Source organism: Sphingomonas oleivorans, assembly GCF_003050615.1.
Taxonomy (GTDB): domain Bacteria; phylum Pseudomonadota; class Alphaproteobacteria; order Sphingomonadales; family Sphingomonadaceae; genus Sphingomonas_H; species Sphingomonas_H oleivorans.
In genome coordinates, this window is record NZ_NWBU01000007.1 from 72,105 (window position 1) to 96,924 (window position 24,820).

General features: G+C 66.8%; 28 protein-coding genes, 1 tRNA gene and 1 pseudogene. 24 read left to right on the top strand and 6 right to left on the bottom strand.

Translation table 11 applies throughout. From position 1 onward, the window contains the following. From ftsA to tatC, 13 genes are all read left to right on the top strand, one after another. Complete coding sequence (ftsA, locus tag CLG96_RS08575; RefSeq protein WP_107967474.1) at positions 1 to 1,263, top strand: cell division protein FtsA; 1,263 nt, start codon at positions 1 to 3, stop codon at positions 1,261 to 1,263. Between the two features lie 129 nt (positions 1,264 to 1,392). After that, positions 1,393 to 2,919 carry a cell division protein FtsZ gene (gene ftsZ, locus CLG96_RS08580; RefSeq protein WP_107967475.1) on the top strand — a complete coding sequence of 509 codons (1,527 nt, stop codon included), beginning with the start codon at positions 1,393 to 1,395 and terminating at the stop codon, positions 2,917 to 2,919. A 177-nt stretch (positions 2,920 to 3,096) separates the two neighbouring features. Beyond that, positions 3,097 to 4,458, top strand: a complete 1,362-nt coding sequence (locus CLG96_RS08585) for an SPOR domain-containing protein (protein WP_243395704.1) — start codon at positions 3,097 to 3,099, stop codon at positions 4,456 to 4,458. Between the two features lie 55 nt (positions 4,459 to 4,513). Continuing rightward, positions 4,514 to 5,680, top strand: coding sequence for a deoxyguanosinetriphosphate triphosphohydrolase (locus CLG96_RS08590; RefSeq protein WP_107967668.1), 1,167 nt, complete (start codon positions 4,514 to 4,516; stop codon positions 5,678 to 5,680). Positions 5,681 to 5,773: 93 nt separating this feature from the next. Next, positions 5,774 to 5,932: a hypothetical protein gene (locus CLG96_RS18720; RefSeq protein WP_165799603.1), complete on the top strand. Its 159-nt coding sequence runs from the start codon at positions 5,774 to 5,776 to the stop codon at positions 5,930 to 5,932. A gap of 108 nt (positions 5,933 to 6,040) precedes the next feature. Further along, positions 6,041 to 7,771, top strand: a complete 1,731-nt coding sequence (gene argS / locus CLG96_RS08595; RefSeq protein WP_243395705.1) for an arginine--tRNA ligase — start codon at positions 6,041 to 6,043, stop codon at positions 7,769 to 7,771. Beyond that, positions 7,771 to 8,532, top strand: coding sequence for an SPOR domain-containing protein (locus tag CLG96_RS08600; RefSeq protein WP_107967478.1), 762 nt, complete (start codon positions 7,771 to 7,773; stop codon positions 8,530 to 8,532). Before argS ends, CLG96_RS08600 begins: the two co-directional genes overlap by 1 nt. Positions 8,533 to 8,589: 57 nt before the next feature. After that, positions 8,590 to 9,597 carry a beta-N-acetylhexosaminidase gene (gene nagZ, locus CLG96_RS08605; RefSeq protein WP_107967479.1) on the top strand — a complete coding sequence of 336 codons (1,008 nt, stop codon included), beginning with the start codon at positions 8,590 to 8,592 and terminating at the stop codon, positions 9,595 to 9,597. A 49-nt stretch (positions 9,598 to 9,646) separates the two neighbouring features. Continuing rightward, positions 9,647 to 10,408 carry a segregation and condensation protein A gene (locus tag CLG96_RS08610; protein ID WP_107967480.1) on the top strand — a complete coding sequence of 254 codons (762 nt, stop codon included), beginning with the start codon at positions 9,647 to 9,649 and terminating at the stop codon, positions 10,406 to 10,408. Then, the gene (gene scpB / locus CLG96_RS08615) at positions 10,405 to 10,974 is read left to right on the top strand and encodes an SMC-Scp complex subunit ScpB (RefSeq protein WP_107967481.1); all 570 of its coding nucleotides are present in this window, start codon (positions 10,405 to 10,407) and stop codon (positions 10,972 to 10,974) included. The genes CLG96_RS08610 and scpB overlap by 4 nt, the downstream gene beginning before the upstream one ends. Before the next feature lie 31 nt (positions 10,975 to 11,005). Then, positions 11,006 to 11,260, top strand: coding sequence for a twin-arginine translocase TatA/TatE family subunit (locus CLG96_RS08620; protein WP_107967482.1), 255 nt, complete (start codon positions 11,006 to 11,008; stop codon positions 11,258 to 11,260). A gap of 104 nt (positions 11,261 to 11,364) precedes the next feature. After that, positions 11,365 to 11,736 (top strand): Sec-independent protein translocase protein TatB, encoded by a 372-nt coding sequence (gene tatB / locus CLG96_RS08625; protein WP_107967483.1) that lies wholly within the window; start codon positions 11,365 to 11,367, stop codon positions 11,734 to 11,736. A gap of 5 nt (positions 11,737 to 11,741) precedes the next feature. Next, entirely contained in the window at positions 11,742 to 12,509 is a 768-nt protein-coding gene (gene tatC, locus CLG96_RS08630) for a twin-arginine translocase subunit TatC (protein WP_107967669.1), read from the top strand. Between the two features lie 57 nt (positions 12,510 to 12,566). On the opposite strand, the gene CLG96_RS08635 is transcribed toward tatC, so the two are convergent. Next, positions 12,567 to 12,701 carry an entericidin A/B family lipoprotein gene (locus CLG96_RS08635; protein WP_107967484.1) on the bottom strand — a complete coding sequence of 45 codons (135 nt, stop codon included), beginning with the start codon at positions 12,699 to 12,701 and terminating at the stop codon, positions 12,567 to 12,569. A 374-nt stretch (positions 12,702 to 13,075) separates the two neighbouring features. On the opposite strand from CLG96_RS08635, the gene CLG96_RS18725 reads away from it, so the two are divergent. After that, a complete protein-coding gene (locus CLG96_RS18725; RefSeq protein WP_165799604.1) occupies positions 13,076 to 13,237 on the top strand; it encodes a hypothetical protein in 162 nt (53 codons plus the stop codon). 7 nt (positions 13,238 to 13,244) lie between these two features. Here the strand turns inward: CLG96_RS18725 and CLG96_RS08640 are convergent, their stop codons facing one another. Continuing rightward, positions 13,245 to 14,822, bottom strand: a complete 1,578-nt coding sequence (locus tag CLG96_RS08640; protein WP_107967485.1) for a sensor histidine kinase — start codon at positions 14,820 to 14,822, stop codon at positions 13,245 to 13,247. Positions 14,823 to 14,843: 21 nt separating this feature from the next. Next, a complete protein-coding gene (locus CLG96_RS18730; protein ID WP_243395706.1) occupies positions 14,844 to 14,990 on the bottom strand; it encodes a NepR family anti-sigma factor in 147 nt (48 codons plus the stop codon). 403 nt (positions 14,991 to 15,393) lie between these two features. Between CLG96_RS18730 and CLG96_RS08645 the strand changes: the two genes are divergently transcribed. The 3 genes from CLG96_RS08645 to CLG96_RS08650 all read left to right on the top strand — a co-directional run bounded on the left by CLG96_RS08645 (position 15,394) and on the right by CLG96_RS08650 (position 17,220). Further along, entirely contained in the window at positions 15,394 to 16,191 is a 798-nt protein-coding gene (locus tag CLG96_RS08645; protein WP_107967486.1) for a response regulator, read from the top strand. Positions 16,192 to 16,329: 138 nt separating this feature from the next. Continuing rightward, a complete protein-coding gene (locus tag CLG96_RS18735) occupies positions 16,330 to 16,473 on the top strand; it encodes a hypothetical protein (protein WP_165799605.1) in 144 nt (47 codons plus the stop codon). Positions 16,474 to 16,575: 102 nt separating this feature from the next. Beyond that, positions 16,576 to 17,220 carry a sigma-70 family RNA polymerase sigma factor gene (locus CLG96_RS08650; RefSeq protein WP_107967487.1) on the top strand — a complete coding sequence of 215 codons (645 nt, stop codon included), beginning with the start codon at positions 16,576 to 16,578 and terminating at the stop codon, positions 17,218 to 17,220. 17 nt (positions 17,221 to 17,237) lie between these two features. On the opposite strand, the gene CLG96_RS08655 is transcribed toward CLG96_RS08650, so the two are convergent. Continuing rightward, positions 17,238 to 17,417, bottom strand: coding sequence for a hypothetical protein (locus CLG96_RS08655; protein WP_107967488.1), 180 nt, complete (start codon positions 17,415 to 17,417; stop codon positions 17,238 to 17,240). Positions 17,418 to 17,494: 77 nt separating this feature from the next. On the opposite strand from CLG96_RS08655, the gene CLG96_RS08660 reads away from it, so the two are divergent. The 7 genes from CLG96_RS08660 to CLG96_RS08690 all read left to right on the top strand — a co-directional run bounded on the left by CLG96_RS08660 (position 17,495) and on the right by CLG96_RS08690 (position 23,810). Further along, a complete protein-coding gene (locus tag CLG96_RS08660; RefSeq protein ID WP_107967670.1) occupies positions 17,495 to 20,188 on the top strand; it encodes a bifunctional [glutamine synthetase] adenylyltransferase/[glutamine synthetase]-adenylyl-L-tyrosine phosphorylase in 2,694 nt (897 codons plus the stop codon). Between the two features lie 27 nt (positions 20,189 to 20,215). Next, positions 20,216 to 20,695 carry a peroxiredoxin gene (locus tag CLG96_RS08665; protein WP_107967489.1) on the top strand — a complete coding sequence of 160 codons (480 nt, stop codon included), beginning with the start codon at positions 20,216 to 20,218 and terminating at the stop codon, positions 20,693 to 20,695. Continuing rightward, on the top strand, positions 20,689 to 21,549 hold the full coding sequence (locus CLG96_RS08670; protein WP_107967671.1) for a ferritin-like domain-containing protein: 861 nt from the start codon (positions 20,689 to 20,691) through the stop codon (positions 21,547 to 21,549). The genes CLG96_RS08665 and CLG96_RS08670 overlap by 7 nt, the downstream gene beginning before the upstream one ends. Before the next feature lie 84 nt (positions 21,550 to 21,633). Further along, positions 21,634 to 22,422: a M23 family metallopeptidase gene (locus CLG96_RS08675; RefSeq protein ID WP_243395707.1), complete on the top strand. Its 789-nt coding sequence runs from the start codon at positions 21,634 to 21,636 to the stop codon at positions 22,420 to 22,422. Positions 22,423 to 22,500: 78 nt separating this feature from the next. Then, positions 22,501 to 22,836 carry a HesB/IscA family protein gene (locus CLG96_RS08680; protein WP_107967491.1) on the top strand — a complete coding sequence of 112 codons (336 nt, stop codon included), beginning with the start codon at positions 22,501 to 22,503 and terminating at the stop codon, positions 22,834 to 22,836. A gap of 51 nt (positions 22,837 to 22,887) precedes the next feature. Further along, complete coding sequence (locus tag CLG96_RS08685; protein ID WP_107967492.1) at positions 22,888 to 23,658, top strand: exodeoxyribonuclease III; 771 nt, start codon at positions 22,888 to 22,890, stop codon at positions 23,656 to 23,658. A 78-nt stretch (positions 23,659 to 23,736) separates the two neighbouring features. After that, positions 23,737 to 23,810 (top strand) — tRNA-Gly (locus CLG96_RS08690). Between the two features lie 34 nt (positions 23,811 to 23,844). On the opposite strand, the gene CLG96_RS08695 is transcribed toward CLG96_RS08690, so the two are convergent. Both CLG96_RS08695 and CLG96_RS19175 read right to left on the bottom strand, forming a co-directional pair. After that, entirely contained in the window at positions 23,845 to 24,435 is a 591-nt protein-coding gene (locus CLG96_RS08695) for a LysR substrate-binding domain-containing protein (RefSeq protein ID WP_243395708.1), read from the bottom strand. Between the two features lie 182 nt (positions 24,436 to 24,617). Continuing rightward, positions 24,618 to 24,746, bottom strand: a pseudogene (locus CLG96_RS19175) (helix-turn-helix domain-containing protein); the annotation flags it as partial. Between the last annotated feature and the right edge of the window lie 74 nt (positions 24,747 to 24,820).

Consider the following 24,820-nt stretch of genomic DNA (forward strand, 5'->3'; position numbering starts at 1 on the left):
ATGGCGCAGGGCAGGAATGACGGCCTCATCACCGCGCTCGATATCGGCTCGTCGAAGATCAGCGCGCTGATCGCGCGGCCGACGGAGAGCGGCGAGCTGCATGTGCTCGGCACCGGCCAGCGTGAGAGCAAGGGCGTGCAGCGCGGCTATGTCGCCGATATGGAGCGTACCGAGGTTGCGATCCGCGAGGCGGTGGAGCAGGCCGAGCGCATCGCCGGCACCAATATCGAGCATGTGTGGGTCGGCTTCTCCGCCGGCGGGCTCGTCTCCAACGTCGCCTCGGTCGAGGTCGATCTGGGTGGCCATCGCATCGAGCAGACGGACATCGACGATCTGCTCGCCGCCGGGCGCAACTCGATCGATCCCGAAGGCCGCATGGTGCTCCATGCCCAGCCGACCCTCTATACGCTGGACGGGCTTCAGGGGGTGAAGACGCCGCTCGGCCTCCATGCCGATCAGTTGCGCGTGGATATCCATGTCATCGCCGCCGAGCCTTCGCCGGTGCGCAATCTCGATCTGTGCGTCCGCTCGGCCCATCTCGCGGTGAAGTCGATCGTCGCCGCTCCCATCGCGACCGGCCTCGCCTGCCTGTCGGAGGAGGAGCGCGAGCTCGGCGTCGCCTTGGTCGAGATGGGGGCGGGCGTCACCAACGTCTCGCTCTTCGCCGGCGGGCTGCTCGTCGGCCTCGCCTCGATCCCGCTCGGCTCGGCCGACATCACCGACGATATCGCCTCCGCCTTCGGTACGCGCCGCGCCCAGGCGGAGCGGATGAAATGCTTCCATGGCTCCGCGCTCGCCAGCCCGCGCGACAATCATGACATGATCGAGGTCGCTCCCATGTCGGGCGAGCAGGGCGCCGCCGAGCCTACGCGCATCACCCGCGCGCAGCTCATCGCCGTCGTCCGTCAGCGACTGGAACATTGGATGGGCGAGATTGAGGGCGCGCTGAAATCGCTCGGCTTCTCCGGCCCCGTCGGGCGCCAGGTTGTGCTCACCGGCGGCGGTGCGGAGCTCAAGGGGATTGCGGATTATGCCCAGGGCGTGCTCGGCCGCGCCGTGCGTGTTGGCCGGCCGCGCGGGCTGATCGGCCTACCCGATGCGCATGCCGGCCCGGCCTTCGCCACGCTTGCCGGGCTGATCCAGTTCGCGGCCTCCGATCCGATCGATTTGCGGCAGGGCGCGCCCGTGCCGCAGGCGGTCACGCGCATCTCTCCGACGAACATGGTGCAGCGCCTGGTCGCCGCATTTCGCAGCGGTTATTGATGGCTTTCGCGCGCGCATGTTTTTAAGGGACAGGCATATTTTCTTAGTGCTTCGCTCCGATGCTTGGGGCAAGTTTGTAGCATTGGCGTGCGTCGGGGACAGGGCGCCGTTTCCGGAGAATCTTTCTATATGACGATCGAATTCATGCGGCCCGAGGTGGATGAGCTAAAGCCCCGCATCAGCGTGATCGGCGTCGGCGGCGCGGGCGGCAACGCCATTGCCAACATGATCGCGGCGGAGGTGCAGGGCGTCGATTTCATCGTCGCGAACACCGATGCGCAGGCGCTCAATGCCTCTCCGGCCGAACAGCGCATTCAGCTCGGCCTGAAGATCACGCAGGGCCTGGGCGCCGGCTCGCGTCCCGAAATCGGCCGCGCCGCCGCCGAAGAGACGCTGGAGCAGGTCGAAAAGGCGCTCGAGGGCGCGCATATGTGCTTCATCACCGCCGGCATGGGCGGTGGCACCGGCACAGGTGCCGCGCCGGTCATCGCCAAGGCGGCGCGCGATCGCGGCATTCTCACCGTCGGCGTCGTCACCAAGCCGTTCAGCTTCGAGGGCAATCGCCGTGGCAAGGCGGCCGAGGCGGGGATCGAGGAGCTGCAGAAGCATGTCGATACGCTGATCGTCATCCCCAACCAGAATCTGTTCCTGATCGCCAATCCGAACACGACCTTCAAGGAAGCGTTCCAGATGGCGGATCAGGTGCTGCAGCAGGGCGTGCGCAGCATCACCGACCTGATGGTGATGCCCGGCCTCATCAATCTCGATTTCGCCGACGTCCGCTCGGTCATGTCCGAAATGGGCAAGGCGATGATGGGCACGGGCGAGGCGGGCGGCGACAATCGCGCGATCGAGGCCGCCGAGCGCGCCATCGCCAATCCGCTGCTCGACGGCGTGTCGATGAAGGGCGCCAAGGGTGTCATCATCTCGATCACCGGCGGCGACGACATGCGCCTGATGGAGGTGGACGAGGCCGCCAATCATATCCGCGAACTGGTCGATCCGGATGCGAACATCATCTGGGGTTCGGCGTTCAATAACGAGCTGGACGGCAAGATCCGCGTGTCGGTCGTCGCGACCGGCATCGAGGCGGATGTCGCGACCAGCCCGGAACCGAGCAAGCTGTTCACCTTCCCGCCGCGCGCGCGTCCGCCGCTCGAGCCTGCCTCGATCGTGCCGCCGCCCGCGCCGGCTGCCGCGCCCGCGCCCGCGCCCGTGACGCCGGCTGCCGCCGCGCCTGTCACGCCACCGCCCGCCGCGCCTGCTGCCAAGGCAGAGGAGCCCGCACCGCTCGATCTGTCGACCGCCCGGGTGGTGAAGCCCGCGCCGGCCGCTCCCACCCCGCCCAGCTCCGGCGATGACGAGCTTCTGCTCGATGGTGGCACGCCGCCGGCATCCGCGCCGACGCCGCCTGTCGCCGCGCCCGCCCCGGCGCCGGCCGTGCCCACGCCGCGCACGCCTATTTCCTCGGCGCCCGCCCCGTCCGATCCGCGTACTCCGCGCCCGGCGCGCGAGGGTGGCACGCTGTTCGAGCGCATGTCCAACATCGCTCGCGGTGCCGCCCGCCAGCCCCAGCCCGAGCAGGAGCCCGAAGCTCCCCGCGCGCGCGACCCGCTGGAAATCCCGCGCTTCCTCAACCGCCAGAACAATCAGTAAGCCGGCAATCCTCTCCCCGTCATTCCTGCCTGTGCAGGGATGACGGGATTGTTCATGGCGGATAACATCCGGGTGAAACTTCGTTCCCGCCTTTATCGCCCGCGTGCACCAGCCCGGCGTGAAACCGCCTCCGTTCATCTTGCGGCCATCATCGTCCCGCCTTTTATAGCCGCGACCATGAAGATTGCGATTTACCGACATAGGCTTCCGCAAGATCTGCTGCGGGGTGCGGCGCTGCTGCTCGCCTTCGCCGGCGCGACGCCGGTGCTCGCGCGGATGCCGGATGTGCTGACCCTGCCCAGCGGCTCGGAGCCGGCGCTGCGCGGCGATCCGATGGCGGAGGCGCGCGCAGCGCTCGCCCGGGGGGATTCCGCCGAGGCCTTGTCCCGCTATCTGCGCGTGCTGGCGCGCGAGCCCGACAATCTCGATGCGCTCGGCGGGGCAGGCCGCGCCGCGCTCGATATCGGCGATCCCAATAGCGCGATTGCCTTCTATGCCCGGGCGGAGGAGATTGCGCCCCGCAACGGCCGGATCAAGGCGGGGCTCGGCTCGGCCATGGTCCAGATGGAAAATCCGCGCGCTGCGCTGCGTTTCTTCGATGATGCGGTCTCCTATGGCGTGCCCGTGGCGGAAATCGCCGCCGATCGTGGCCTCGCTTATGATCTGCGCGGGGATAATAAGCGCGCCCAGGCGGATTATGCGCTGGCGCTGCGTCAATCTGCCGATCCCGAAGCGATCCGCCGCCTGGCCCTGTCCCAGGCCATTTCCGGCGATCGGGTGGCGGCGCTCGCCACGCTCGATCCGCTGCTGCGCAAGCAGGATATTCCCGCCTGGCGCGTCCGCGCCTTCATCCTTGCCATCACCGGCGATGTGATCGAGGCGGAGAAGGCCGCCGCCGCCGTCATGCCCCGTCCCCAGGCGGAGGCGCTTCGCCCCTATCTCGCCCGGATCGGCGCGCTGAAGGCGGGGCAGAAGGCCGCCGCCGTCCATTTCGGCCATTTCCCGGTCGATCGGAAGCTTCCCACCGCTGCGCAGACGGTGACTGGCAGCCCCGCACCGGTTTCGACCGGGGTCGGCGCCAAGCTGGTGCTGGCCACTGCGCCGTCGGACCGGGACGAGCCGCCATCCATGGCCATCGCTTCCGCCGCTACCGCCAAGTCGCTGAACCATGCGTCCACCCGGATGACGCTCGTGGCAGAAGAGGAGAAGAAGGACAAGGTCGAGCCGCAACCCGCCAAACCCGCCAAATCCGCCAAGCCGGCGGCGCCGGAGCGCATCTGGGTGCAGGTCGCAGGCGGAGCGAACAAGGCGACGCTTCCCAGGGCCTGGGCCGCGCTCAAGGAGAAATATCCCAAGCAGCTCGCCGGCCGCACGCCCTCCACAATGGCCTATCGCTTCACCAACCGGCTTCTGGTCGGGCCGTTCAAGACCAATGCCGAGGCGCAGGCCTTCGTAAATGCGGGTGCCAAGGCCGGCATGTCCAGCTTCGCCGTCACCAGTGAGGCAGGGCAGGAGGTGGAGAAGCTCTCCGTCAAATAGCGGCGGCCTCGTCCGGCGCTCGACTTCGCCGCCGAGGGGCGGCATGGGAGCGCCGATGTCTCCGCTTGCGCCCTATGCCTCCGATCCCGCCGCCAGCCGCGGCCGTCTCCATGCCGTTATCGGGGGCGAGACGCGCGGCCCCCGCGACGCCTTCCAGCGCGATCGCGACCGGATCATCCATTCCATCTCCTTCCGTCGCCTCAGGCACAAGACGCAGGTGTTCGTGGCGCCCGATGGCGATCATTTCCGCGTGCGGCTCACCCACAGTCTCGAAGTCGCGCAGATCGGCCGCACCATCGCGCGCGTGCTCGGGTTGAACGAGGATCTCACCGAGGCGCTCTGCCTCGCCCATGACATCGGCCATCCGCCCTTCGGCCATAGCGGGGAGGCGGCGCTGAAGGCGGCGATGAAGGATGCGGGCGGTTTCGATCATAATGCGCATACGCTGCGTACGCTCTGCCTGCTCGACAGCCCCTATCCGGCATTTCCCGGCCTGAACCTCAGTTGGGAAACGCTCGAGGGGCTTGCCAAGCATAATGGTCCCGTGCGCTACCCGACCTGGGCATTGCGTGCCATAGACGCCGAATTCCCCCTGGACCTTCAAGGGTATAGCTCTCTGGAAGCGCAGGTCGCAGCACTTGCCGACGACATCGCCTATGACAATCACGACATAGACGATGGAATCCGTGCCGGCCTTCTGGATATTGAAGAGGTCCTCGATCAGCCTCTCGTCGCCAGGAGCTGGGAACGGGTCCGCGCCCGCTTCCCCGATCTTCCCGCCAGGCGCCTGACGGGCGAGCTGATCCGCGAGCAGATCGGCCTGATGGTCAATGACCTCATCGCCGAAACCCGCGCCCGCATCGCCGACGCCGCACCCCGCACTGTCGAGGATGTCCGCGCCGCCGGCCGTCCGCTCGTCGGCTTCTCCGAAGCGATGGCGGCGGAGGAGCGCGGCCTCAAGCGCTTCATGTACGCCAAGCTCTATCATCATCCCGTGCAGCTCGCCGTCGCGGAGACGGCGGGCCGCATCGTCGCCGCGCTCGCCGCCGCCTATCGCGCCGATCCTAATCTGCTCCCGCCCGAATGGCGCGCGCGTCTTCCCGAGGAAGAGCCCTGGCGCACCCGTCATATCGGCGATTTCATCGCAGGCATGACCGACCGCTATGCCGTCGCCCGCCATCGCGAAGTGGTCGGCCCCGTGGAGATGCCCGACGGGCTGTGACGGGTGCTATGCCTCGCATCGGTCCGGGAAAGGTCCGGATGTTGGTGCGTCGATAGATAGAAAGAGCCGGATGCGGGCGACAGGATCGTCGGCATGGTGGGCATGATCATTTTCGGCGCTGCAGGAAGGGGTGTCTGCACAACCCATATCGTCCTGCCGAACTTGTTTCGGCATCCGTTCCTCATCCGCACCGTCGCGCGGACTTGGGCGTGGACCGTGAAACAGGTTCAGGGCGGCGATGGCTTTGCATGACTGTCTGGCCGCGCAGGGCGTGAGGAATCGCTCCGGTCGGGGATGACGATCCGGTTGCGATCCGGTACAGGGCGCGCTCTTCATTCCACTACTGGACTGCGACCCGCCTTGCCCACGCTTTACGCCCGTTTCGCCGCCGATCTTGCCGCGATCCTCGACCAGCTCGAAGCCTCTGGAGACCTGCCCGCCGGCATCGACCGGCGCAATGTCGCCGTGGAGCCGCCGCGCGATCCTGCCCATGGCGATCTGGCGACCAATGCGGCGATGGTGCTCGCCAAGCCGGCGGGCACCAACCCGCGTGCGCTGGCCGCACTGATTGCGCCGAAGCTCGGCGAGCTCGGCCATATCGCGTCGGCCGAAGTCGCGGGGCCGGGCTTCATCAATGTCCGCCTCGTTTCCGATACATGGCGGGACGAGCTGGCGACGATCCTCGACAGCGCCGCGCTTTATGGCCGTTCCAACATGGGACAGGGCCAGAGGGTCAATGTCGAATATGTCTCGGCCAACCCCACGGGCCCGATGCATATGGGCCATTGCCGCGGCGCGGTGGTGGGCGATGCGCTGGCGAGCCTGCTCGAATATGCCGGCTACGAGGTTACTCGCGAATATTATATCAACGATGCCGGCGGGCAGGTCGACGTGCTCGCTCGCTCTGCGCATCTGCGCTATCGTGAGGCGCTGGGCGAGACGGTCAGCATCCCCGAGGGCCTTTATCCGGGCGATTATCTGATCCCGGTGGGACAGGCGCTCGCGGCCGATTATGGCGATCGCTATGTGGCGGCGCCGGAGGAGGAGTGGCTCGGCCTGTTCCGCACGCGCGCGGTCGATGCGATGATGGACATGATCCGCGCCGATCTGGGCCTGCTCGGCATCCATCACGACATCTTCTCCTCCGAAGCCGCGCTCCATGCCGCCGGCAAGGTGGAGGCCGCGGTCGATCGGCTGCGCGCGGATGGCCTCGTCTATGAAGGCATGCTCGAAGCGCCCAAGGGCGAGACGCCGGACGATTGGGAGCCGGTTGAGCTCAGCCTGTTCCGTTCGACGCAGTTCGGTGACGATCAGGACCGGCCGGTCAAGAAATCCAACGGCAGCTGGACCTATTTCGGTGGCGACCTCGCCTATCATGCCGAGAAGGCTGCGCGCGCCGATCAGCTGATCGACATTTGGGGCGCGGACCATGCCGGCACGGTCAAGCGCATCCAGGCGGCGGTGAAGGCGCTCACCGGCGGGCGCGTGCCGCTCGATGTCAAGCTCGTCCAGATGGTGCGGCTGCTGCGCGGTGGCGAGCCGGTGAAGATGTCCAAGCGCTCGGGCTCCTTCGTCACGCTGGCGGATGTGGTGAACGAGGTCGGCAAGGATGTCGTCCGCTTCACCATGCTGACGCGCAAGGCCGACGCGCAGATGGACTTCGATTTCGCCAAGGTGGTCGAGGCATCGAAGGACAATCCCGTCTTCTATGTCCAATATGCCCATGCGCGCGGTCGTTCGCTGCATCGGCGCGCGGCGGAGGCGGGGCTCGCGCTGCCGGCCACGCCCGATCTGGCGCTGCTCGACGAGGAGGAGCTGGCGCTGGTCAAGCTCGCAGCACAGTTTCCGCGCGTGGTGGAGGGCGCGGCGGCGGCCCATGAGCCGCATCGCATCGCCTTCTATCTGTTCGATCTGGCGGCCGCATTCCACGCGTTGTGGAATCGCGGCAATGACGATCCGTCCCGTCGCTTCCTGCTGGCGGATGATCCCGCCCGGACGGGCGCGAGGCTGGCGCTGTCCGATGCGATCGGGCAGATAATCCGCAACGGCCTGGCTGTCATGGGGGTGGCCGCCGCCGAGGAGATGCAGTGATGTCCGACCATGCCCGTGGGCGGCCTCAGGAGGAGCGCCTTCCCTGGCTGGAGCCGGTCGAGGATGAGGATGAGGATGCCGGCTCCGCCGTGGGCCGGGTGATCTTCTTCCTTGCGGTCCTGCTGGGCCTGTTCGCGGTGGGAGCAGGCGCTTATCTTTGGTTCCGTGATCGCGATGTGGGCGTTGCCGGCTCGGGTGAGTTGATCCGGGCGCCGGCCGAGCCCTATCGCGAAAAGCCACGGGAAGCCGGTGGGATGCGCGTCGACGGCACCGGCGAGCTCGCTTATGGCGCGAGCGAGGGAGTGGATATCGACAGCGCGATCGACCTCTCCGCGCTTCCCGAAACGCCCGTCACCGGCCCCGGCAGCGAGGCCGGCGCGGATGTGCCGGTCGCGATTCTCCCGCCGCCCGCTGCGCCGACGCCTGCCGCTGCTTCTCCCTTGGCGGGCGCTGCTCCGGCAGTCCCGCAGGTCAAGCCTCCGGTCACGGCGCAGGCTCCGGCCGATCGGGCACCCCGTCAGCCGGCAGGACGGAGCGGATCGATCCAGCTCGGCGCCTTTTCGAGCGAAGCCAAGGCCCGGAGCGCCTGGAAATCGCTGTCGGCTCGCTTCGGCTTCCTGTCCGGGCTCGAAATCTCGATCCTGCCGGTCAAGACCGACGACGCCACCCTTTATCGCCTTCGCGCCGGCGCAGGTGGGCAGGCGGGCAGCATCTGCGCCAGACTGAGGGTGGCGGGCGAAAGCTGCTCCATCGTGAACTGAAACAGCATGTCGTCCCGGCAATCGCCGGGATGATGAAGATCAGGATTTTTCCGAGCCATGACCCCACTCTTCCTCGGCCTTGCCGGTCCGTCCCTGTCGGCAGACGAGCGCGTGCTGTTCGCCGAGGCGGATCCGGCGGGTTATATCCTGTTCCGCCGCAACATCGTCGACCGGGCGCAGCTTCGCGGCCTGACCGACGCGCTGCGCGCGCTTTCGGGGCGGGCGGACGTGCCGATCCTGATCGATCAGGAAGGCGGGCGCGTCGCGCGGATGCAGCCGCCCGAATGGCCCGCATTCCCACCGGCCGAGCGTTTCGCGGCGCTCTATGAGGTGGCACCCGTCTCGGCGATCGAGGCGGTTCGCGCCAATGCCCAGGCGATCGCGCTGATGCTCGCCGAATCGGGCATCAATGTCGATTGCCTGCCGCTGCTCGACGTGCGCCAGCCGGGCGCGCACGACATTATCGGCGATCGTGCCTTGGGCGGCGAGCCGATGCAGGTGGCGGCGCTCGGCAGGGCGGTGATCGAGGGGCTGCGCGCGGGCGGCGCGGTCGGCGTGGTCAAGCATGCCCCCGGTCATGGCCGGGCGATGGCCGACAGCCATGTCGAGCTGCCTGTGGTCGATGCCGATGCGGAGGCGCTGGAAACCGATCTTGCGCCCTTCATCGCGCTTGCCGATGCGCCGATGGCGATGACAGCGCATGTCGTCTATCGCGCCTGGGACGAGGCGGCCTGCGCCAGCCTGTCGGCCAAGATCATCGGCGAGATTATTCGCGGCCGCATCGGCTTTGACGGGCTGCTGATGTCGGATGATCTGGGGATGCACGCGCTGAGCGGCGATTTCGGCAGCCGGGCGGCGGGCGTGCTCGCGGCGGGATGCGATATCGCGCTCCATTGCTCGGGCGATTTCGCCGAGATGCGCGCGATCGTGGATGCGGTCGGCGAGATCAGGCCCGAGGGAGCCGAGCGGCTGGCGCGCGCGATGGCAACTGTGGCGGGGGCGGCGGTTCCGGCCTCGTTCGAGGAGCTGGTGGCGAAGCGCGATGCGCTGCTCGCTTATGCCTGATGCACCTCATGGCTCGACTTCGCCGGAAGCGAGCGGATAATCTGCCCGGGTGATCGAAGAGGACGATAATTTCGAGCTGCCGTTGCGGGCCGAGCGCGAGACGCTGACGCTCGATATCGACGGCTGGGAAGGGCCGCTCGATCTGCTGCTCGCGCTCGCGCGGGTGCAGAAGGTCGATCTGCGCGAAATTTCGATCCTGGCGCTGGTCGAGCAATATCTCGCCTTCGTCGAGGGCGCCAAGGCGCTCAAGCTGGAGCTTGCGGCCGATTATCTGGTGATGGCGGCCTGGCTCGCCTTTCTCAAATCGGGCCTGCTTCTGCCGCGCGATCCGGAGGTCGAGCCTTCGCCCGAGGAGCTGGCGCTGCGCCTCCAGCTTCGCCTTCAGCGGCTCGATGCGATGCGCGAGGCGGGGGCACGGCTGATGGCGCGCGACCGGATCGGACGGGACGTGTTCCTGCGTGGCGCGCCCGAAGGCCTGCGTGTCGTGCGCAAGCCGGCCTGGGAGGCGGACCTTTACGAGCTGATCGCGGCCTATGGCGCGGTCCGCGCACGCACGGGGCCCGCGGTGCATATCGTCTCGCGCCGGCCGGTGATGAGCCTCGAGACCGCGATCGAGCTCGTCTCGCGCATGGTCGGCGCACGGCTCGATTGGGCGTCGCTCGAAAGCTTCCTGCCCGAGGGGCTCGATCCGCTCTATCGCCGCTCGGCGCTCGCCTCCAGCTTTCTTGCGACCTTGGAGCTGGCGCGGCAGGGCAAGGTGGCGCTCGAGCAGGAGGCGCCCTTCGCGCCGCTGATGGTTCGCCGCTTATGATCGACGAGGATGAGCGCGCGGTGGAGGCGGCGCTGTTCGCCGCCGAGGCGTCGATGACCGTCGGGGAGATCATGGCGGCGGTGGGCGCGCGCGACGTGAGGGCGGCCCTGTCCCGGCTGCGCGAACATTATGCGGGGCGCGGCGTCGAGCTGGTCGAGCGGGCGGGGCGCTGGCATTTCCAGACGGCGCCCGATCTGGCGCATATATTGCGGCGCACGCGCGAGGAGCCGAGGAAGCTCAGCCGCGCCGGCATCGAGACGCTGGCGATCATTGCCTATCATGAGCCCGTCAGCCGCGCCGAGATTGAGGCGATTCGCGGCGTGCAGATCTCGAAGGGCACGATCGACGCGCTGATGGAGGCGGGCTGGGTGCGTCCCGCAGGCCGGCGCGAGGCGCCCGGACGCCCGCTCATCTATGCGACGACGCCTGCATTTCTCACGCATTTCGGCCTTGGATCACGCCGCGACCTGCCCGGCATCGAGGATTTGAGGGCCGCAGGACTGCTCGATCCCGTCGATTTGGCGATGGAGCAGCTTGAGGTGGAAAAGGACGAAACGGACGACTAGATAGGCCTCAACGCGCGCAAGGAGATTCATCATGGGTGGACTGAGCATCTGGCATTGGCTGCTCGTCGGCGTGGTTGTGATGCTGTTTTTCGGAAAGGGCCGCTTTTCCGATATGATGGGCGACGTGGCCAAGGGCATCAAGAGCTTCAAGAAGGGCATGAGCGAGGATGATGATGCACCCGCCGCGCGGCCGGCGTCGGCGCCTCGCCTGCAGCAGCAGTCGCCGATCGAGCCCAATCAGGATCGTGAGCTTCAGCCGATGAAGGACGATCGGCCGCACAATTGATCCCTGCCGCCCCTGCGGCGCGCCCATCGCGCGCGGACGAACGGTGGATGCTGAGCCAAGTTCAGCATGACGAGGGGCGGGGTCGAAGCTAAGAGCCCATCCCGATGTTCGATATCGCACCCACCGAACTGCTGCTCGTGGCAGTCGTAGCCCTCGTCGTGATCGGGCCCAAGGATCTGCCGCGGGCGATGCGCTTCGTCGGCCAGTGGGTCGGCCGCGCGCGCGGCGTGGCCCGCCATTTCCGCTCCGGCCTGGACGAGATGATCCGCCAGGCCGAGCTTGAGGAGATGGAGAAGAAATGGGCGGCGGAAAATGCGCGAATCATGCAGGAACATCCGCAGGCCGGGCATGATGAGCGTGGGGACGATCTCGCCGACGCGGCGATGACGCCGCTGCCGGCGCCGGCCGACAGCCAGCCGGCCGGACCCGATTCGACCGAACCGCCCTCGGACTGCCGCCCGGAGGCGCGCGCGTGAACGATGTGAACGATATCGACGACAGCCGCGCGCCGCTGCTCGATCATCTGATCGAGCTGCGCCGTCGCCTGCTCTGGTCCGTGGCGGCGCTGGCGGTGGCGTTCGGCGTCTGCTTCTATTTCGCGCGGCCGATCTTCGCTTTCCTGGTGCAGCCGCTGGTACGGGCAGGGCAGGGGAAGATCATCTATACCCAGATTTTCGAGGCCTTCTTCGTCGAGATCAAGGTGGCCTTCTTCGCCGCGCTGATGCTGGCCTTTCCGGTGATCGCCAACCAGCTATGGCAATTCGTGGCGCCGGGGCTTTACCGTAATGAGAGGCGCGCGCTGCTGCCCTTCCTGCTGGCGACTCCGGTGCTGTTCCTCGCCGGTGCCTCGCTCGCTTATTATGTCGCCGTTCCGGTGGCGCTTCATTTCCTGCTGGGCTTCCAGGGCAATCTGGGCGGCATCCAGCAGGAGGCGCTGCCGGCGGTCGGCAATTATCTGGCCTTCATCATGCAGTTCCTGTTCGGCTTCGGGATCGCATTTCTGCTGCCGGTGCTGCTGATGCTGCTGGAACGGGCCGGAATTGTCACGCGCCAGCAGCTCGTCGGCGCGCGTCGCTATGCGATCGTCGGCGCCTTCGCCGTCGCGGCGGTGCTGACGCCACCCGACATTGGCTCGCAGCTCCTGCTCGCGATCCCGCTCGTCTTTCTCTACGAGCTTGCGCTGATCGGCATCTGGTTCACCGAGCGTCGTCGCGCGGCCCAGCCGGCCTCTCCCCAACCCGACGCCTGAGAAAAAAAACGCCGCCAGGGGAGGCGGCGTCATGAATTGATCGCGCTTATGCGCAGCTTATTTTGAGTCCTCGGCGGCGTTCGATACCGCCTGACCCGCGGAGGAAACGTCCTTGCCGGCGCCCTCAATCGTGTTGCAGGCCGAAGCCATCAGGCCCGCCGCGACCAGTGCCAGGGCGAAAATCTTACGCATCTGTCTTGCTCCCAATCGTTTCACGCAACATTCCTGTACGTTCCCTAGGCGGAAACCGGCCGGATAATGCCCGGCAGGAAGCTCTGGTTCCTTAAGCGTGGAGGCATGATGATCGATATGGGCCGAAAGAAATTGGGCCCGGAGGCGCCGCCGGGGGGAGGATCGGCGCGTCCGGGCCCTGTCGTTTAGACAGCGAGAGCGGGGGGGCAAAAGGTCGCTGTCTGGATGTGAGAACGAGCCTGGGGGGTGGAGGTTCCGCCGTTTCGCTTTTTTTCTTCCTCGTCCCGCATTTCCCCGAGCCCTGTGCGGGCTTCCGGCAACCTCCCGGCCGGAGGGTGGTTGAAGGTCTATTACGGGATTGCAGGAGAAGAGGAATGGCCAAGCCCCCGAAGACACCTCCCTCGTCCGACATCAAGGGCGTCGACATGGATCGCAAGCCGATCAACCGACCGGAAAATAGCGATCCCGAAATGGGCCGGCGCTTCGATCAGGAGCATCGTGAAGCCAAGGGGCGGCCCGCCCCCTCGCGACCCTGATCTTCCGCTATCGCTCCTGATGTTCGGGGACGATGGAGATTTCGATCTCATATCGGCCGATATCGCCGTCATAGACGAGCTTCGATCGCAACTGGCGCGACAGGCCCTCGACGATGCGGCGGAAACGATCCATCGTCGGATGCGCGCGGCAGGAGCTGATCGCGAGCCCTAGTCCCTCGATCGCGAGCAGCGCCCGATCCGGCTCGGGCCCCGGCAACAGCGATACCGCGACCGTGCCCTGAGGATCGCAGCTCATTACCAGCTCGACGATCTCGGTGATGAGGAAGGCCACCGGCACCGCGACATCCTGGCTGGCGAAGGCCGGCGTCATATTCAGCGTGATTGTCATATGCGCGGCCTCGGCGGGCGCCGTCGCGCGCAGATTGGCCGCCAGTTCGCCGATCAGCGCGCGTAAGCCTACGCCGCGATTTTCCTCGACCTCGGCATAATGATTGCGATGCACCACGGCCAGCGCATCGACCCGGCGCTGGATCGAGGCATAGGCCGAGGCGACATCTCCCTTCGATCCGCGCGCATGCAGATTGATCAGGCTGGCGACGACCTGGAGATTATTCTTCACGCGATGATGGACTTCGCGGGTAAGCTTGGTCTGGCGTTCCAGCCCTTCCTCCAGCTCCGCTTCATGCCCCACCAGCTCGTCCGCCGCCTGGCGGAAGGCTTCGGCCAGATCGCGAATCTCATGCGCAGGCGTAGTGAGCCTGGGAAGCTGCATCGGCCCATCCTCCACCCGATAGTCCGATACGGCGCGCTGAAGCTGACCGAGCGGCTGGAGCAGCAGCCTGTCGACCACCAGCCAGCCGATCATCGCCGCCGCCAGCCACATCAGCATCGGCAGCAGAACGAGCAGGACCTCGATGGCGCTCACCGAATTGATGTTGACCGTCATGGACAGCGCCGCCTGGCCGCCGGCGATCAGGGATTGCACCGTCACCTGCTGGTCGAGCGGCCCGTCGCGTCCGCCTCGTTCGAGCTCTATCCGGGTATCGCCCTGCGTCAGCGAGACGCCATGGCTGTTCGTGCCGGTGGAAGCGGCCTGCCGGAGAAGATCGGCGGGCAATTCGCCGACCCCATAGGCGGCGCCATAGGTGGCGGGAACCGTGAAGCGGATCGCCGGCGGATCGTTGAGCAGCAGCAGCTCCGTGCCGATGCCGCCGCGCGGCGCCTGGGCGGATTGCACGGAATATCCGGGCGTGGCGCAACGGCGCCGGCCATTGGCGTCATACAGGGCGAAGCGCATGTCGCGCCTGCCGGATTGGCGGAGCGCCGTCAGCCAGGCCTGGCAATCCCGCATCGTCCTCGGATCGGCGTCCACCACCGCGCGCAGCCCGCTTGCGTTCCGGCCGATCAGCGCGTCGATCTGCCGGGCGCTGCCGGTGGCGATGATGCGTGCATCGGCCTCATGCTGGAGGCGGTTGTTGCTGGCGGATTGGATGGAGGCGAACAATGCCATCAGGCCCAGCGGCAACAGCGCCGTGGACAGGATGAGCAGCATCTTTATGCCGGTGGAAAGCCTGGCGAAGGAAGGCGAAATCCGCGCCACCGGGGGCCGCGAGGAGGCGTTCATCTCAACGGCTGTTCGCTCGCATCAGCCGAGCTTGCCCAGTAGATCAAGGAATTCGGGCGGAACCTGCTCGTTTACGGTCTGCTGATAGGCCGATTTCAGCGCATTGCCGATATGGCTGTCCAGCATGCGAGGCACGGCATGCCCGCCCGCCGGCCTTGCCGCATCCACATTTGCCTTTCCTTCGGTTCCACCGCCACTCCTGCGTCCGGCTACCCCCGTCTCTTGTTCTTTCGAAGCCAAGACGCCCGTCCCCTTGCCAACCTGCGACTCATGCGGTCGCATCTCGAAAATCCAACGGATCGAACCCCGCTGATACCGTTTACGCAAGCATATGATCCGACGCTTGAACCCCTGTCGGGACAACCGGCGGATAAAATGCCCATGCGCCTATGGAAACAAAAAACTGAAATGTTTGTTCCCGTCATCATGCGAGACGGGCCGATGGCCTTGTCCCGCATGCCCGGAGGTGCCGGGTGGCACGCTTGCAATCGGTCTGCCGGATCACCAGAACATTTGCAATGGCATCGGCGTCGGCCCGTCTGACGGTTCATTCAGGGAGTATCGTAACATCATGTCGCTCGGCCAGGAACTCGCCCCCCATCTCCCTTTCCTGCGCCGCTATGCCCGCGCGCTTACCGGTAGTCAGCAACATGGCGATTCCTATGTTAGGGCCGCGCTGGAGGCGATCGTCGCCGCGCCGGACGATTTCCCGCGTGAGGTCGATGCGCGGCTTGGCCTTTATCGGACCTTCCAGCGCATCTGGGCGTCGGCCAATCTCGAGGGGGATGATGACGATGTCGGCTTCGGTGGGGAAAGGGAAGGGATTGCCCAGGCGCGTCTCTCGCAGGTCACGCCGCGCTCGCGCCAGGCCCTGCTGCTAACCGCCATGGAGGGATTCACCCCGGAGGATGCGGGCTATCTGATCGAAGCCAGCGCCGAGGAGGTGGAGCAACTCGTGGTCGATGCCGTCGCGGAGATTGAGCGGCAGACGCGCGCCGACGTGCTGATCATCGAGGATGAGCCGATCATCGCGATGGATCTGGAAACGATCGTGCGTGATCTCGGCCATAATGTGACGGGCGTTGCCGTCACGCGCGACGAGGCGGTGTCGCAGGCGCTCGCCACGCGCCCCGGCCTGGTGCTTGCGGACATCCAACTCGCCGACGACAGTTCCGGCATCGATGCGGTGAAGGACATATTGGCCGAGTTCAACGTGCCGGTGATCTTCATCACGGCCTTTCCGGAACGGCTGCTGACGGGCGAGCGCCCCGAGCCCACTTTCCTCATCACCAAGCCGTTCCAGCGTTCGACCGTGAAGGCGGCGATCAGCCAGGCGCTGTTCTTCGATTCGGCGACCGTTCCGGCCTGAGTCGTCCTTGCGCCGCCATGCCGCCTGATGGCCGGGATGGAACCGCATCCGCCGGGCATCGTTGACGAGGGGTAACGATCTGGATCGTCAACCGGCTGGCAGGGAAAATGGCGGAAGGTGGAAGAGAAGGAGCGTGGCATGGCGGATGAAACCGACCGGACCCACTTGACGCGAACCGAGGCGCGAGCCGGCCAGTCGAGCCATGTGACTCGCTATGTCCTATCGGCGTCGCTCCTGCTCATCATCCTTCTCTTCGCCGCCATTCTTCTGATCTGGAAGTAAAATTCTGAGCGCCGTCATCGCAAATGGTGCCGACACTGCCTATGTAGGCGCGCATCGCGGCCGGGCCTATGCTCGCCCGCTGAATACCGGGGATCGACACGCATGACTGAAGAAGCCCGGGACGAGCAGGCTCGGCAGGCGGTGTCCGATCCGGTGGCGCATGTTCCACTGTCGGACGACGATTTCAAGGCTGAGCTGGCTCGCGTCATTCCCCATCTGCGCGCCTTCGGGCGCTCGCTTTCGGGCAATCGCGATCTGGCGGACGATCTCGTCCAGGAAACGTTGCTCAAGGCCTGGGCGGCGCGCAAGCGCTTCCAGGCGGGCACCAACATGCGCGCCTGGACGTTCATCATCCTGCGCAACCTCTTCCTCTCCCAGATGCGCCGCGCCCGCTTCAAGGGCGAGTGGGACGAGCTGACCGCGAGCAAGATCCTCGCAGCACCGGCGAGCCAGGATCGGCATGTCGAGCTGGGCGATCTCCAGCGCGCGCTGATGCATCTGCCCCAGCCGCAGCGCGAGGCGCTGATCCTGGTCGGCGCGGGCGGCTTCGCCTATGAGGAAGCGGCCGAGATATGCGGCTGTGCGGTAGGCACGATCAAGAGCCGCGTGGCGCGCGGCCGCGTCGCACTGGAAACGCTGCTCAGCGAGGGCACGCTGCCTTCGCGCCGCGCCTATGAGGGAGACGCGAGCCAGAGCGCGCTTCAGTCGATCATGGGCGAGGTGGACGAGCTCAGCCGCAATCGCTGAGCCTTCTTGCGGCCTCGCTATGCCTGGTAGAGCTTGTCGAGCAGGCAGCGTATGTCGCGCGGCAATTCCGTCGACCGGGGGGAATAGGCGGCCCGAAGCGCATTGCCGAGGCCTTCCTGCCCGGAAGGTGCGCGAACGGTTTCCACCTTGATATTCGCCGTCCGTCGGTCGGTCCTGGATTGATAGCGCGTTTCCATGGGGCCGATAACGCCCCATGCTGTCCGAGGTTGCGCCGGATTGTCTTCCTGGATGGCTCGGCTATGGCATCGTCATCATGTCGAGAACAGATCGCTCCGCCGCCATCGATCGGGCGCTTGGCAGGATAGAGGCGCATTCGCCTTTTCTTCGTAATCTCGTCGCGCGACGGCCCGAGATCGTCGAGGGCTTGAGGGTGGGTGATCTTGCGATCGTGCTCGCCGCCGCGCGCGAGGAGACGGCCGATCCCGCCCGGCTCGCGCGCGCGCTCCGGCGCGAGCGGCAGGCGATCGCGCTCGGCCTCGGCCTGATGGACCTGGCGGGGCTGGCGCCGCTGGAGGAGGTCGTCACGACCCTGTCCGACTTTGCCGACCGTGCGCTCGACCGCGCTATCGCCGCCGCGATCGAGGAGCGCACGCCCGGCGCGCCGGTCCGGGGCTTCGCCGCGCTCGGGTTGGGCAAACATGGCAGCCGGGAGCTCAATTATTCGTCGGACATCGACCCGATCCTGCTGTTCGATCCGGAAAGGCTGCCGCGCCGCGAGCGGGAGGAGCCGGTGGACGCGGCGGTGCGCATCGCCCGGCGCGTCGTGGAGCTGCTCCAGACGCGGGACGGCGACGGCTATGTCTTTCGCGTCGACCTGCGCCTTCGGCCCTCGCCCGAAGCGACGCCGCTCGCGCTGCCGATCGAGGCGGCGATCAGCTATTATGAATCGAGCGCGCTCCCTTGGGAGCGGGCCGCCTTCATCCGCGCGCGGGCCGTGGCGGGCGATATCGCGCTGGGGCAGGATTTCCTCGCGCATATCCGTCCCTTCGTCTGGCGGCGGGGCCTGGATTATGGCGCGATCCGGGAAATACGCGAAATGTCCCGCCGGATCCGCGATCATCATGCGCAGGGACAGCGGCTGGGCCCCGGCTATGATGTGAAGCGCGGCTGGGGTGGTATTCGCGAGATCGAATTCTTCGCGCAGATCCACCAGCTCATCCTCGGTGGCCGCGATCCTGCCTTGCGCGCGCCCGCCACGCTGGATGCGCTTGCGGCGCTCGCCGGCGCGGGCCGCATCGCAAGGCATGAGGCGGACGCGCTCGGCATGGCCTATCGCCTGCTGCGCACGATCGAGCATCGGCTGCAGATGGTGGACGATCAGCAGACGCACCGGCTTCCCCCGCGCGCCGAGGCGCTCGACAATGTCGCGCGGCTGCATGGGCTGGCGGATGGCGCGGCGCTGGTGGCGCTGCTCGCGCCGCATGTCGAGGCGACGGGCCGCATCTATGACGGGCTGGATCCGGCGGGGGAAGCGGGCCTGTCGCGCGATCCGCAACTGCTGGAAAACAGCCTGGACGAAGCGGGCTTCGCCGATCCTGCCATGGCGCGCGCGCGTATCGAGGGATGGCGCGAGGGGCGCCTTCGCACGCTCCGCAATCCTGCCGCGCGCGCGGCGCTGGAGGCGGTGTTGCCTTCGCTCGTCGCGGCGCTCGGGCGCGCGCCGGATGGCAATGGCGCGCTCAACCGCTTTGACGGTCTGGTCTCGCGCCTGCCGAGCGCGATCAATCTTTTCCGGCTGCTCGAGGCGCGCCCCGCGCTCGTCCATATGCTGGCGAATATATTGAGCCATGCGCCGACGCTCGCGGATGCGCTCGGTCGCAGGGCGGAGCTGCTCGACGGGCTGATCGACGCCTCCGCCCTCGATCCGCCGCCACCGACCGAGGCGCTGGCAGCGGAGTTCGCCGCCATCGAGAAAGGCGATGATTATCAGACGCTGCTCGACCGGGTGCGCCAACGGGTCGGCGAACGCCGCTTCGCGCTGGGCGTCCAGCTCATCGAAGGCGTAAGCGATCCGATCGAGGTCGCGTCGGGTTATGCGCGCGTGGCCGAAGCCGCGATCGAGGCGCTCGCCGCCGCGACGGTGGCGGAATTCGAGGCGGCGCATGGCCGCGTCCTCGGCGGCGAGCTGGTGGTGCTGGCGCTCGGGCGGCTCGGCGGCGGCGCGCTCACCCATGCCTCCGACCTGGACCTGATCTATCTCTTCACCGGCGACTATATGGCCGAGTCCGATGGGCGCAGGCCGCTGGGCGCGACCCATTATTTCAACCGGCTTGCGCAGCGCGTGTCCGCCGCGCTCAGCGTGCCGACCCCGTCGGGGCCGCTCTATGAGGTCGATACGCGGCTCCGGCCCTCGGGCGCGCAGGGGCTGCTCGCCTCTTCGGTGGAAAGCTTCGCGCGCTATGAGCGGGAAAGCGCCTGGACCTGGGAGCATATGGCGCTTACCCGCGCCCGCCCGATCTTCGGATCGGCGGCGGCGCGTGCGGCGGTGGAGGCGATCATCGCCGAAACGCTGATGCGCGAGCGCGATCCGGCCCAGCTGACCGAGGATGTGGTGCATATGCGCGGCGAGATCGCCAAGCATAAGCCGCCCGCCGGCCCGTTCGACGTGAAGCTGATCGAGGGCGGGCTGATCGATGCGGAATTCGCCGTCCATCTGCTGCAGCTTCGCCATCGCATAGGTTTCGATCCGCGCCTGCGTCGCGCGGCGGGGGCGCTGGCGGAGGCGGGGCTGCTGTCGCCCGATTTCGTGCCGGCGCATGAATTTCTGACACGGCTGCTCGTCACGCTTCGTCTCGTCTCGCCGCAGTCGGGCGAGCCGCCCGAGCCCTCCCGTCCGATCGTGGCGCGCGCCTGCGGACAGGCCGACTGGCAGGCGCTGCTTGCCGCCTATGACGAGGCGCGCGCGCTGGTCTGTGGGGAGTGGCGCCGCGTGGCCGGTCTGGGCTAGAGGGCTCCGCCGGAAGGAGATCCATTGATGTTGAACGAAGGCGATGCCGCACCCGAAGTCACCCTGCAGGCCGGCGACGGCAGCTTCTTCAACCTGTCGACGCTGAAGGGTCGCACGCTCGTCCTCTATTTCTATCCGAAGGACGATACGTCGGGCTGCACCAAGGAAGCGCTCGACTTTTCCGAGCTGCTCGGCGCGTTCGAGATGGAGGGGGCCGCCATTCTCGGCGTATCGAAGAACAGCCCCAAGGATCATGGCAAGTTCATCGAGAAACATGCGCTGAAGGTCCCGCTCGCGACCGATGCGGACGGTTCGGTCACCGAGGCGTTCGGCACCTGGATCGAAAAGAGCATGTATGGCCGCAAATATATGGGCATCGATCGCGCGACCTTCCTGATCGATGCGGACGGCCGCATCGCGCGCATCTGGCGCAAGGTGAAGGTGCCGGGCCATGCCGAGGAGGTGCTGAAGGCCGCCCGCGCGCTCAAGGGGAATGCGCGATCCTGAGCATCGCCCAAGCCGCTCGCGCCGTCCTGCTGACGGCGGATCCGCGCGCCAAGGTCAAGGCGGCACGGGCGGCGGCGCGGCATTGGCGCGCGGGCCGGCTGGCCTGGCGCTTCGACGTCGCCATGCCCGATCGCCCCGCGCGGGGCGATCGGCCGCCGCTGCTGCCGCCTTCGCGCATGCCGAAGCGGGGCAAAGCAGGCAGCCCCGCGACGCGCATCGCCATGCTCCATGCGCTCGCCCATATCGAATATGTCGCGATCGACCTCGCCTTCGATCTGGTCGGCCGGTTCGGCAGCGCGAACCCGCGTGCCTTCAGCGATGACTGGATGAAGGTCGCGAGCGAGGAGGCGATGCATTTCGCCATTCTCGACAGGCGTTTGCGCGCGCTCGGCGCCGCTTATGGCGATCTGCCGGCGCATGACGGGCTGTGGGAGGCGGCAACCGTTACGGCGCATGATCCGCTGGCGCGGCTCGCCATCGTGCCGATGGTGCTGGAGGCGCGCGGCCTGGACGTCACGCCGGCCACCGTCGCCCGGTTCGAGGCGGCGGGCGATGTCGCTTCGGCGCGGCTGCTCGACCGTATCTATCGCGACGAGATCGGCCATGTCGCGGCCGGGGTGCGCTGGTTCGAATCGCTTTGTGCGGCGCAGCGCCTCGTTCCGGCCCTGCACTGGCAGGCGCTGGTCGAAACCTATTTCCGCGGAGTCATTAAGGGTCCGTTCAACGGTTCGGCGCGGGACGCAGCCGGTCTGACGAAAGAATTCTATGAGGCGGTTGCGGTGGACGGCCATGGCCAACAGAAACGATCCGCGTCGTCGCGGGAGGGGCAATTTCCGAAGACGGCAAATTCATAGCGTCCGCATGGACGGCCCAATTCATAGCGTCCGCATGGACGGCCCATGGCCGCCCGCGTGGGCCACTTGTCGCCGGGGTACCGAATGTCGTCTGCCGCTGCTTCCAATAACGTCGTTTCGGTCCGTCGGCTTTCCCTGTTTTCCCCCACCGCTTTTTACGCAGCCCGCCGCCTTGCCGTGATGGCGCTCGCTATTGCCGGCTTCGGCATCGCCGCCATTCAGCCGGCCGCCGCCGAGAAGAATGTGCTGGCGGATTTCGGTAGCGCCATCGCCCGCAAGCTCAAGATCGGCAAGGCCGAAGGCGAAACGCTCGGCAGCGTCAGGTCTGCCGCCCAGGCCGATGCCGATCCGCAGTTCCGCTCGCTGTTCGATGGCTGGAAGAAGCTCGATGCGCTGTCGCAGGGCGTGATCTCCATCCCGTCGAGCAAGCCAGTCGAAGGCGTCACGCTCACCAGCGCTTATGGTGTTCGTTCCGATCCCTTCCGGGGCGGGGCCGCGATGCATGCCGGCATCGATCTCGCCGGCCCGATCGGAACGCCGGTCTATGCGACGGCGGACGGCATGATCGGCCGCGCCGGCTGGGCCAGCGGCTATGGCAATCTGGTGGAAATCGATCATGGCAAGGGTATCCAGACCCGCTTCGGCCATCTTTCCAAGATCCTCGTTTCGCCCAACAGCCGCGTGCGGCGCGGCCAGCTCATCGCGCTGATGGGCTCCACCGGCCGTTCCACTGGCAGCCATCTTCATTATGAAGTGCGCATCGATGGCCGCGCGGTGAACCCGGTGCCTTTCCTCCAGTCGGCCGATTATGTCGTCGCGATGCAGCAGCGCACCGCCAATCAGCAGATCGCGCTGGGCGGCCCCGAGGAATGAGCGCGGGCATTACGGACCGGATATGAAGAAGCCCGCCCGCCGCTTGCCGGCGGGCTTTTTCATGCCTATTTCCCGATCATGACCCAGCCCGCCGCCATCGATCTCACCCCCTCCGCCGCTGCGCGCGTGGCCGCCATCGCCGGCAAGCAGGGCAAGCCTGCAATCCTTCGCCTTGCGGTGGAAGGCGGCGGCTGCGCGGGCTTCCAATATCGCTTCGGGCTGGCCGATGCGATCGAGTCGGATGACGAGACGGCATCGTGCGACGGCGTTACGCTCGTCGTCGATCCGGTCAGCCTCGATCTGGTGCGCGGCAGCGCAGTCGATTTCGTGCAATCGCTCGGCGGCGCTGCTTTTCGCGTCACCAATCCCAATGCCGCGTCGGGCTGCGGCTGCGGGACGAGCTTCTCGGTCTGAGGGCGGCTCTGCCGGGGTGACGGGGCGGGGCAGGGCCGCTAAGGCCCTCGCATGAAAATCGCGACCTTCAACGTCAACGGGATCAACGCCCGGCTTCCGCGTCTCCTCGAATGGCTTGAGGAGACGAAGCCCGACATTGCCTGTCTTCAGGAATTGAAGGCGGCCGACGATAATTTTCCCGAGGCCGCGATCCGCGATGCCGGCTATGGCGCGATTTGGCATGGCCAGAAGGGCTTCAACGGCGTCGCCATCCTCGCGCGCGGCGTCGATCCGGTGGAGACGCGCCGGGGCCTGCCCGATGATCCCGACCCGTCGCACAGCCGCTATATCGAGGCAGAGGTGAACGGCTTGGTCGTCGCCTCAATCTATTTGCCCAACGGCAATCCCCAGCCGGGCCCGAAATTCGATTATAAGCTCGCCTGGTTCGATCGGCTGATCGATCATGCGGCCTCGCTGTTCGCCCGCGAGCAGCCGGTGATCCTCGCGGGCGATTATAATGTTATCCCCACGGACGAGGATGTCTTCTCGGTCCGCGCGATGGCCGGCGACGCGCTGATGCAGCCGGAGAGCCGCGAGCGTTTCCGCCGCCTCGCCTTCGCCGGCTGGACCGACGCGATCCGCGCCCGCCATCCTTCCGGCCGGATCTACACTTTCTGGGATTATCAGGCGGGCGCCTGGGCGCGGGATGCGGGCTTTCGCATCGATCATCTGATGCTCAGCCCCGCCGCCGCCGACCGGCTCGTCGATGCCGGCGTGGACAAAGCGGCCAGGGGGCGGGAAAAGGCGTCGGATCATGCGCCGACCTGGATCATGCTGCGCTGATCCCCAGGATCCGCCAACTCTTCGTTGACGAGGGCGGCACGGTGATGGCAATAGCCACGCGCATCGCTTCGGCGGGATGCGGGTATAGCTCAATGGTAGAGCACTAGCCTTCCAAGCTTGTGATACGGGTTCGATCCCCGTTACCCGCTCCATTTCTTTCCAATGATTTGGCCCTGATCTGGCAGCTCATTCAGCCGCTATATTCTCCGATGCGAACAGGCGCGCCACCCAGTCGATGAAGACCCGCACCCGGGGTGAGAGCTGGCGGTTGTGCGGATAGAGCAGCCAGGCGGGCGTCGGCGTCGGCGCATAATCGGTGAGAATGGGCACCAGCCGTCCCGCCGCAATATCCTTCTGGAGATGATAGAGCGGCGCCTGGATGAGGCCGAGGCCGAGCCTCGCCGCAGCGAGCAGCGTTTCGGCCGCCGACACCGATATGGTGGCGGGCAGGGCGATGTTCCGGATCGAGCCCTTGTCCCTGAACTCGAACGGCATGGCCGCGCCCGTGGCCGAGGAGACGAAGCTCACCGCATAATGCCCCTCGAGCGCGTCGGGTGTGTCCGGCGTGCCGTGCCGCGCGAGATAGGCCGGGCTGGCGACGGTTGCCTCCTCGAGCATCGCCACGCGGCGGCCGACCATTGCGCTGTCCGTCAGCTCGCCGACGCGCAACACGCAATCGACGCCCTCGCGGACGAGATCGACGAACCTGTCGCCCTCGCCGATATGAAGCTGTATCTCCGGATAGTCGGCCAGGAAGCGGGGAAGTTCCGGCAGCACGAATGCCGCGCGAGCGTGCCATTCACGTCGATGCGCAGCAGCCCGCGTGGCTTGACGCCGCTGAATGCGGCCTCGGCATCCTCTATGTCGGCGAGGATGGCCGTGCAGCGGCGATAATAGGCCTCGCCGTCGAGGGTGGGGCTGACATGGCGCGTCGTCCGCTGGAGCAGCCGCGCGCCGAGCTTCTCTTCCAACTGCTTGATCGCCTGGGTCGCGGTCGAACGGGGCAGGCGCATATCCTGTGCCGCCAGCGTGAAGCTGCGTCGCTCCACGAGCCGGATGAAAAGGCGCATCGCATCCAGCCGATCCATCGAGCCCGCCTGTGTTTGCAAATCTGGAACAGTCTTGCCAATTTTGGGCCGATTATTTTTCGGGCGCCAATGTT

Bases quoted from the DNA above. Each gene is read 5' to 3' on its own strand.
- CLG96_RS08685 (WP_107967492.1), top strand. From the start codon at position 22,888: ATGAAAATCGCGACCTTCAACGTCAACGGGATCAACGCCCGGCTTCCG.
- CLG96_RS18725 (WP_165799604.1), top strand. From the start codon at position 13,076: ATGGCCAAGCCCCCGAAGACACCTCCCTCGTCCGACATCAAGGGCGTC.
- CLG96_RS08680 (WP_107967491.1), top strand. From the start codon at position 22,501: ATGACCCAGCCCGCCGCCATCGATCTCACCCCCTCCGCCGCTGCGCGC.
- ftsA (WP_107967474.1), top strand. From the start codon at position 1: ATGGCGCAGGGCAGGAATGACGGCCTCATCACCGCGCTCGATATCGGC.
- CLG96_RS08665 (WP_107967489.1), top strand. From the start codon at position 20,216: ATGTTGAACGAAGGCGATGCCGCACCCGAAGTCACCCTGCAGGCCGGC.
- scpB (WP_107967481.1), top strand. From the start codon at position 10,405: ATGATCGACGAGGATGAGCGCGCGGTGGAGGCGGCGCTGTTCGCCGCC.
- CLG96_RS08635 (WP_107967484.1), bottom strand. From the start codon at position 12,701: ATGCGTAAGATTTTCGCCCTGGCACTGGTCGCGGCGGGCCTGATGGCT.
- ftsZ (WP_107967475.1), top strand. From the start codon at position 1,393: ATGACGATCGAATTCATGCGGCCCGAGGTGGATGAGCTAAAGCCCCGC.
- CLG96_RS08660 (WP_107967670.1), top strand. From the start codon at position 17,495: ATGTCGAGAACAGATCGCTCCGCCGCCATCGATCGGGCGCTTGGCAGG.
- tatB (WP_107967483.1), top strand. From the start codon at position 11,365: ATGTTCGATATCGCACCCACCGAACTGCTGCTCGTGGCAGTCGTAGCC.
- nagZ (WP_107967479.1), top strand. From the start codon at position 8,590: ATGACCCCACTCTTCCTCGGCCTTGCCGGTCCGTCCCTGTCGGCAGAC.
- CLG96_RS08655 (WP_107967488.1), bottom strand. From the start codon at position 17,417: ATGGAAACGCGCTATCAATCCAGGACCGACCGACGGACGGCGAATATC.
- CLG96_RS08650 (WP_107967487.1), top strand. From the start codon at position 16,576: ATGACTGAAGAAGCCCGGGACGAGCAGGCTCGGCAGGCGGTGTCCGAT.
- CLG96_RS08620 (WP_107967482.1), top strand. From the start codon at position 11,006: ATGGGTGGACTGAGCATCTGGCATTGGCTGCTCGTCGGCGTGGTTGTG.
- CLG96_RS08675 (WP_243395707.1), top strand. From the start codon at position 21,634: ATGTCGTCTGCCGCTGCTTCCAATAACGTCGTTTCGGTCCGTCGGCTT.
- CLG96_RS08645 (WP_107967486.1), top strand. From the start codon at position 15,394: ATGTCGCTCGGCCAGGAACTCGCCCCCCATCTCCCTTTCCTGCGCCGC.
- CLG96_RS08585 (WP_243395704.1), top strand. From the start codon at position 3,097: ATGAAGATTGCGATTTACCGACATAGGCTTCCGCAAGATCTGCTGCGG.
- CLG96_RS08590 (WP_107967668.1), top strand. From the start codon at position 4,514: ATGTCTCCGCTTGCGCCCTATGCCTCCGATCCCGCCGCCAGCCGCGGC.
- CLG96_RS18735 (WP_165799605.1), top strand. From the start codon at position 16,330: ATGGCGGATGAAACCGACCGGACCCACTTGACGCGAACCGAGGCGCGA.
- CLG96_RS08600 (WP_107967478.1), top strand. From the start codon at position 7,771: ATGTCCGACCATGCCCGTGGGCGGCCTCAGGAGGAGCGCCTTCCCTGG.
- CLG96_RS08640 (WP_107967485.1), bottom strand. From the start codon at position 14,822: ATGAACGCCTCCTCGCGGCCCCCGGTGGCGCGGATTTCGCCTTCCTTC.
- CLG96_RS18720 (WP_165799603.1), top strand. From the start codon at position 5,774: ATGGTGGGCATGATCATTTTCGGCGCTGCAGGAAGGGGTGTCTGCACA.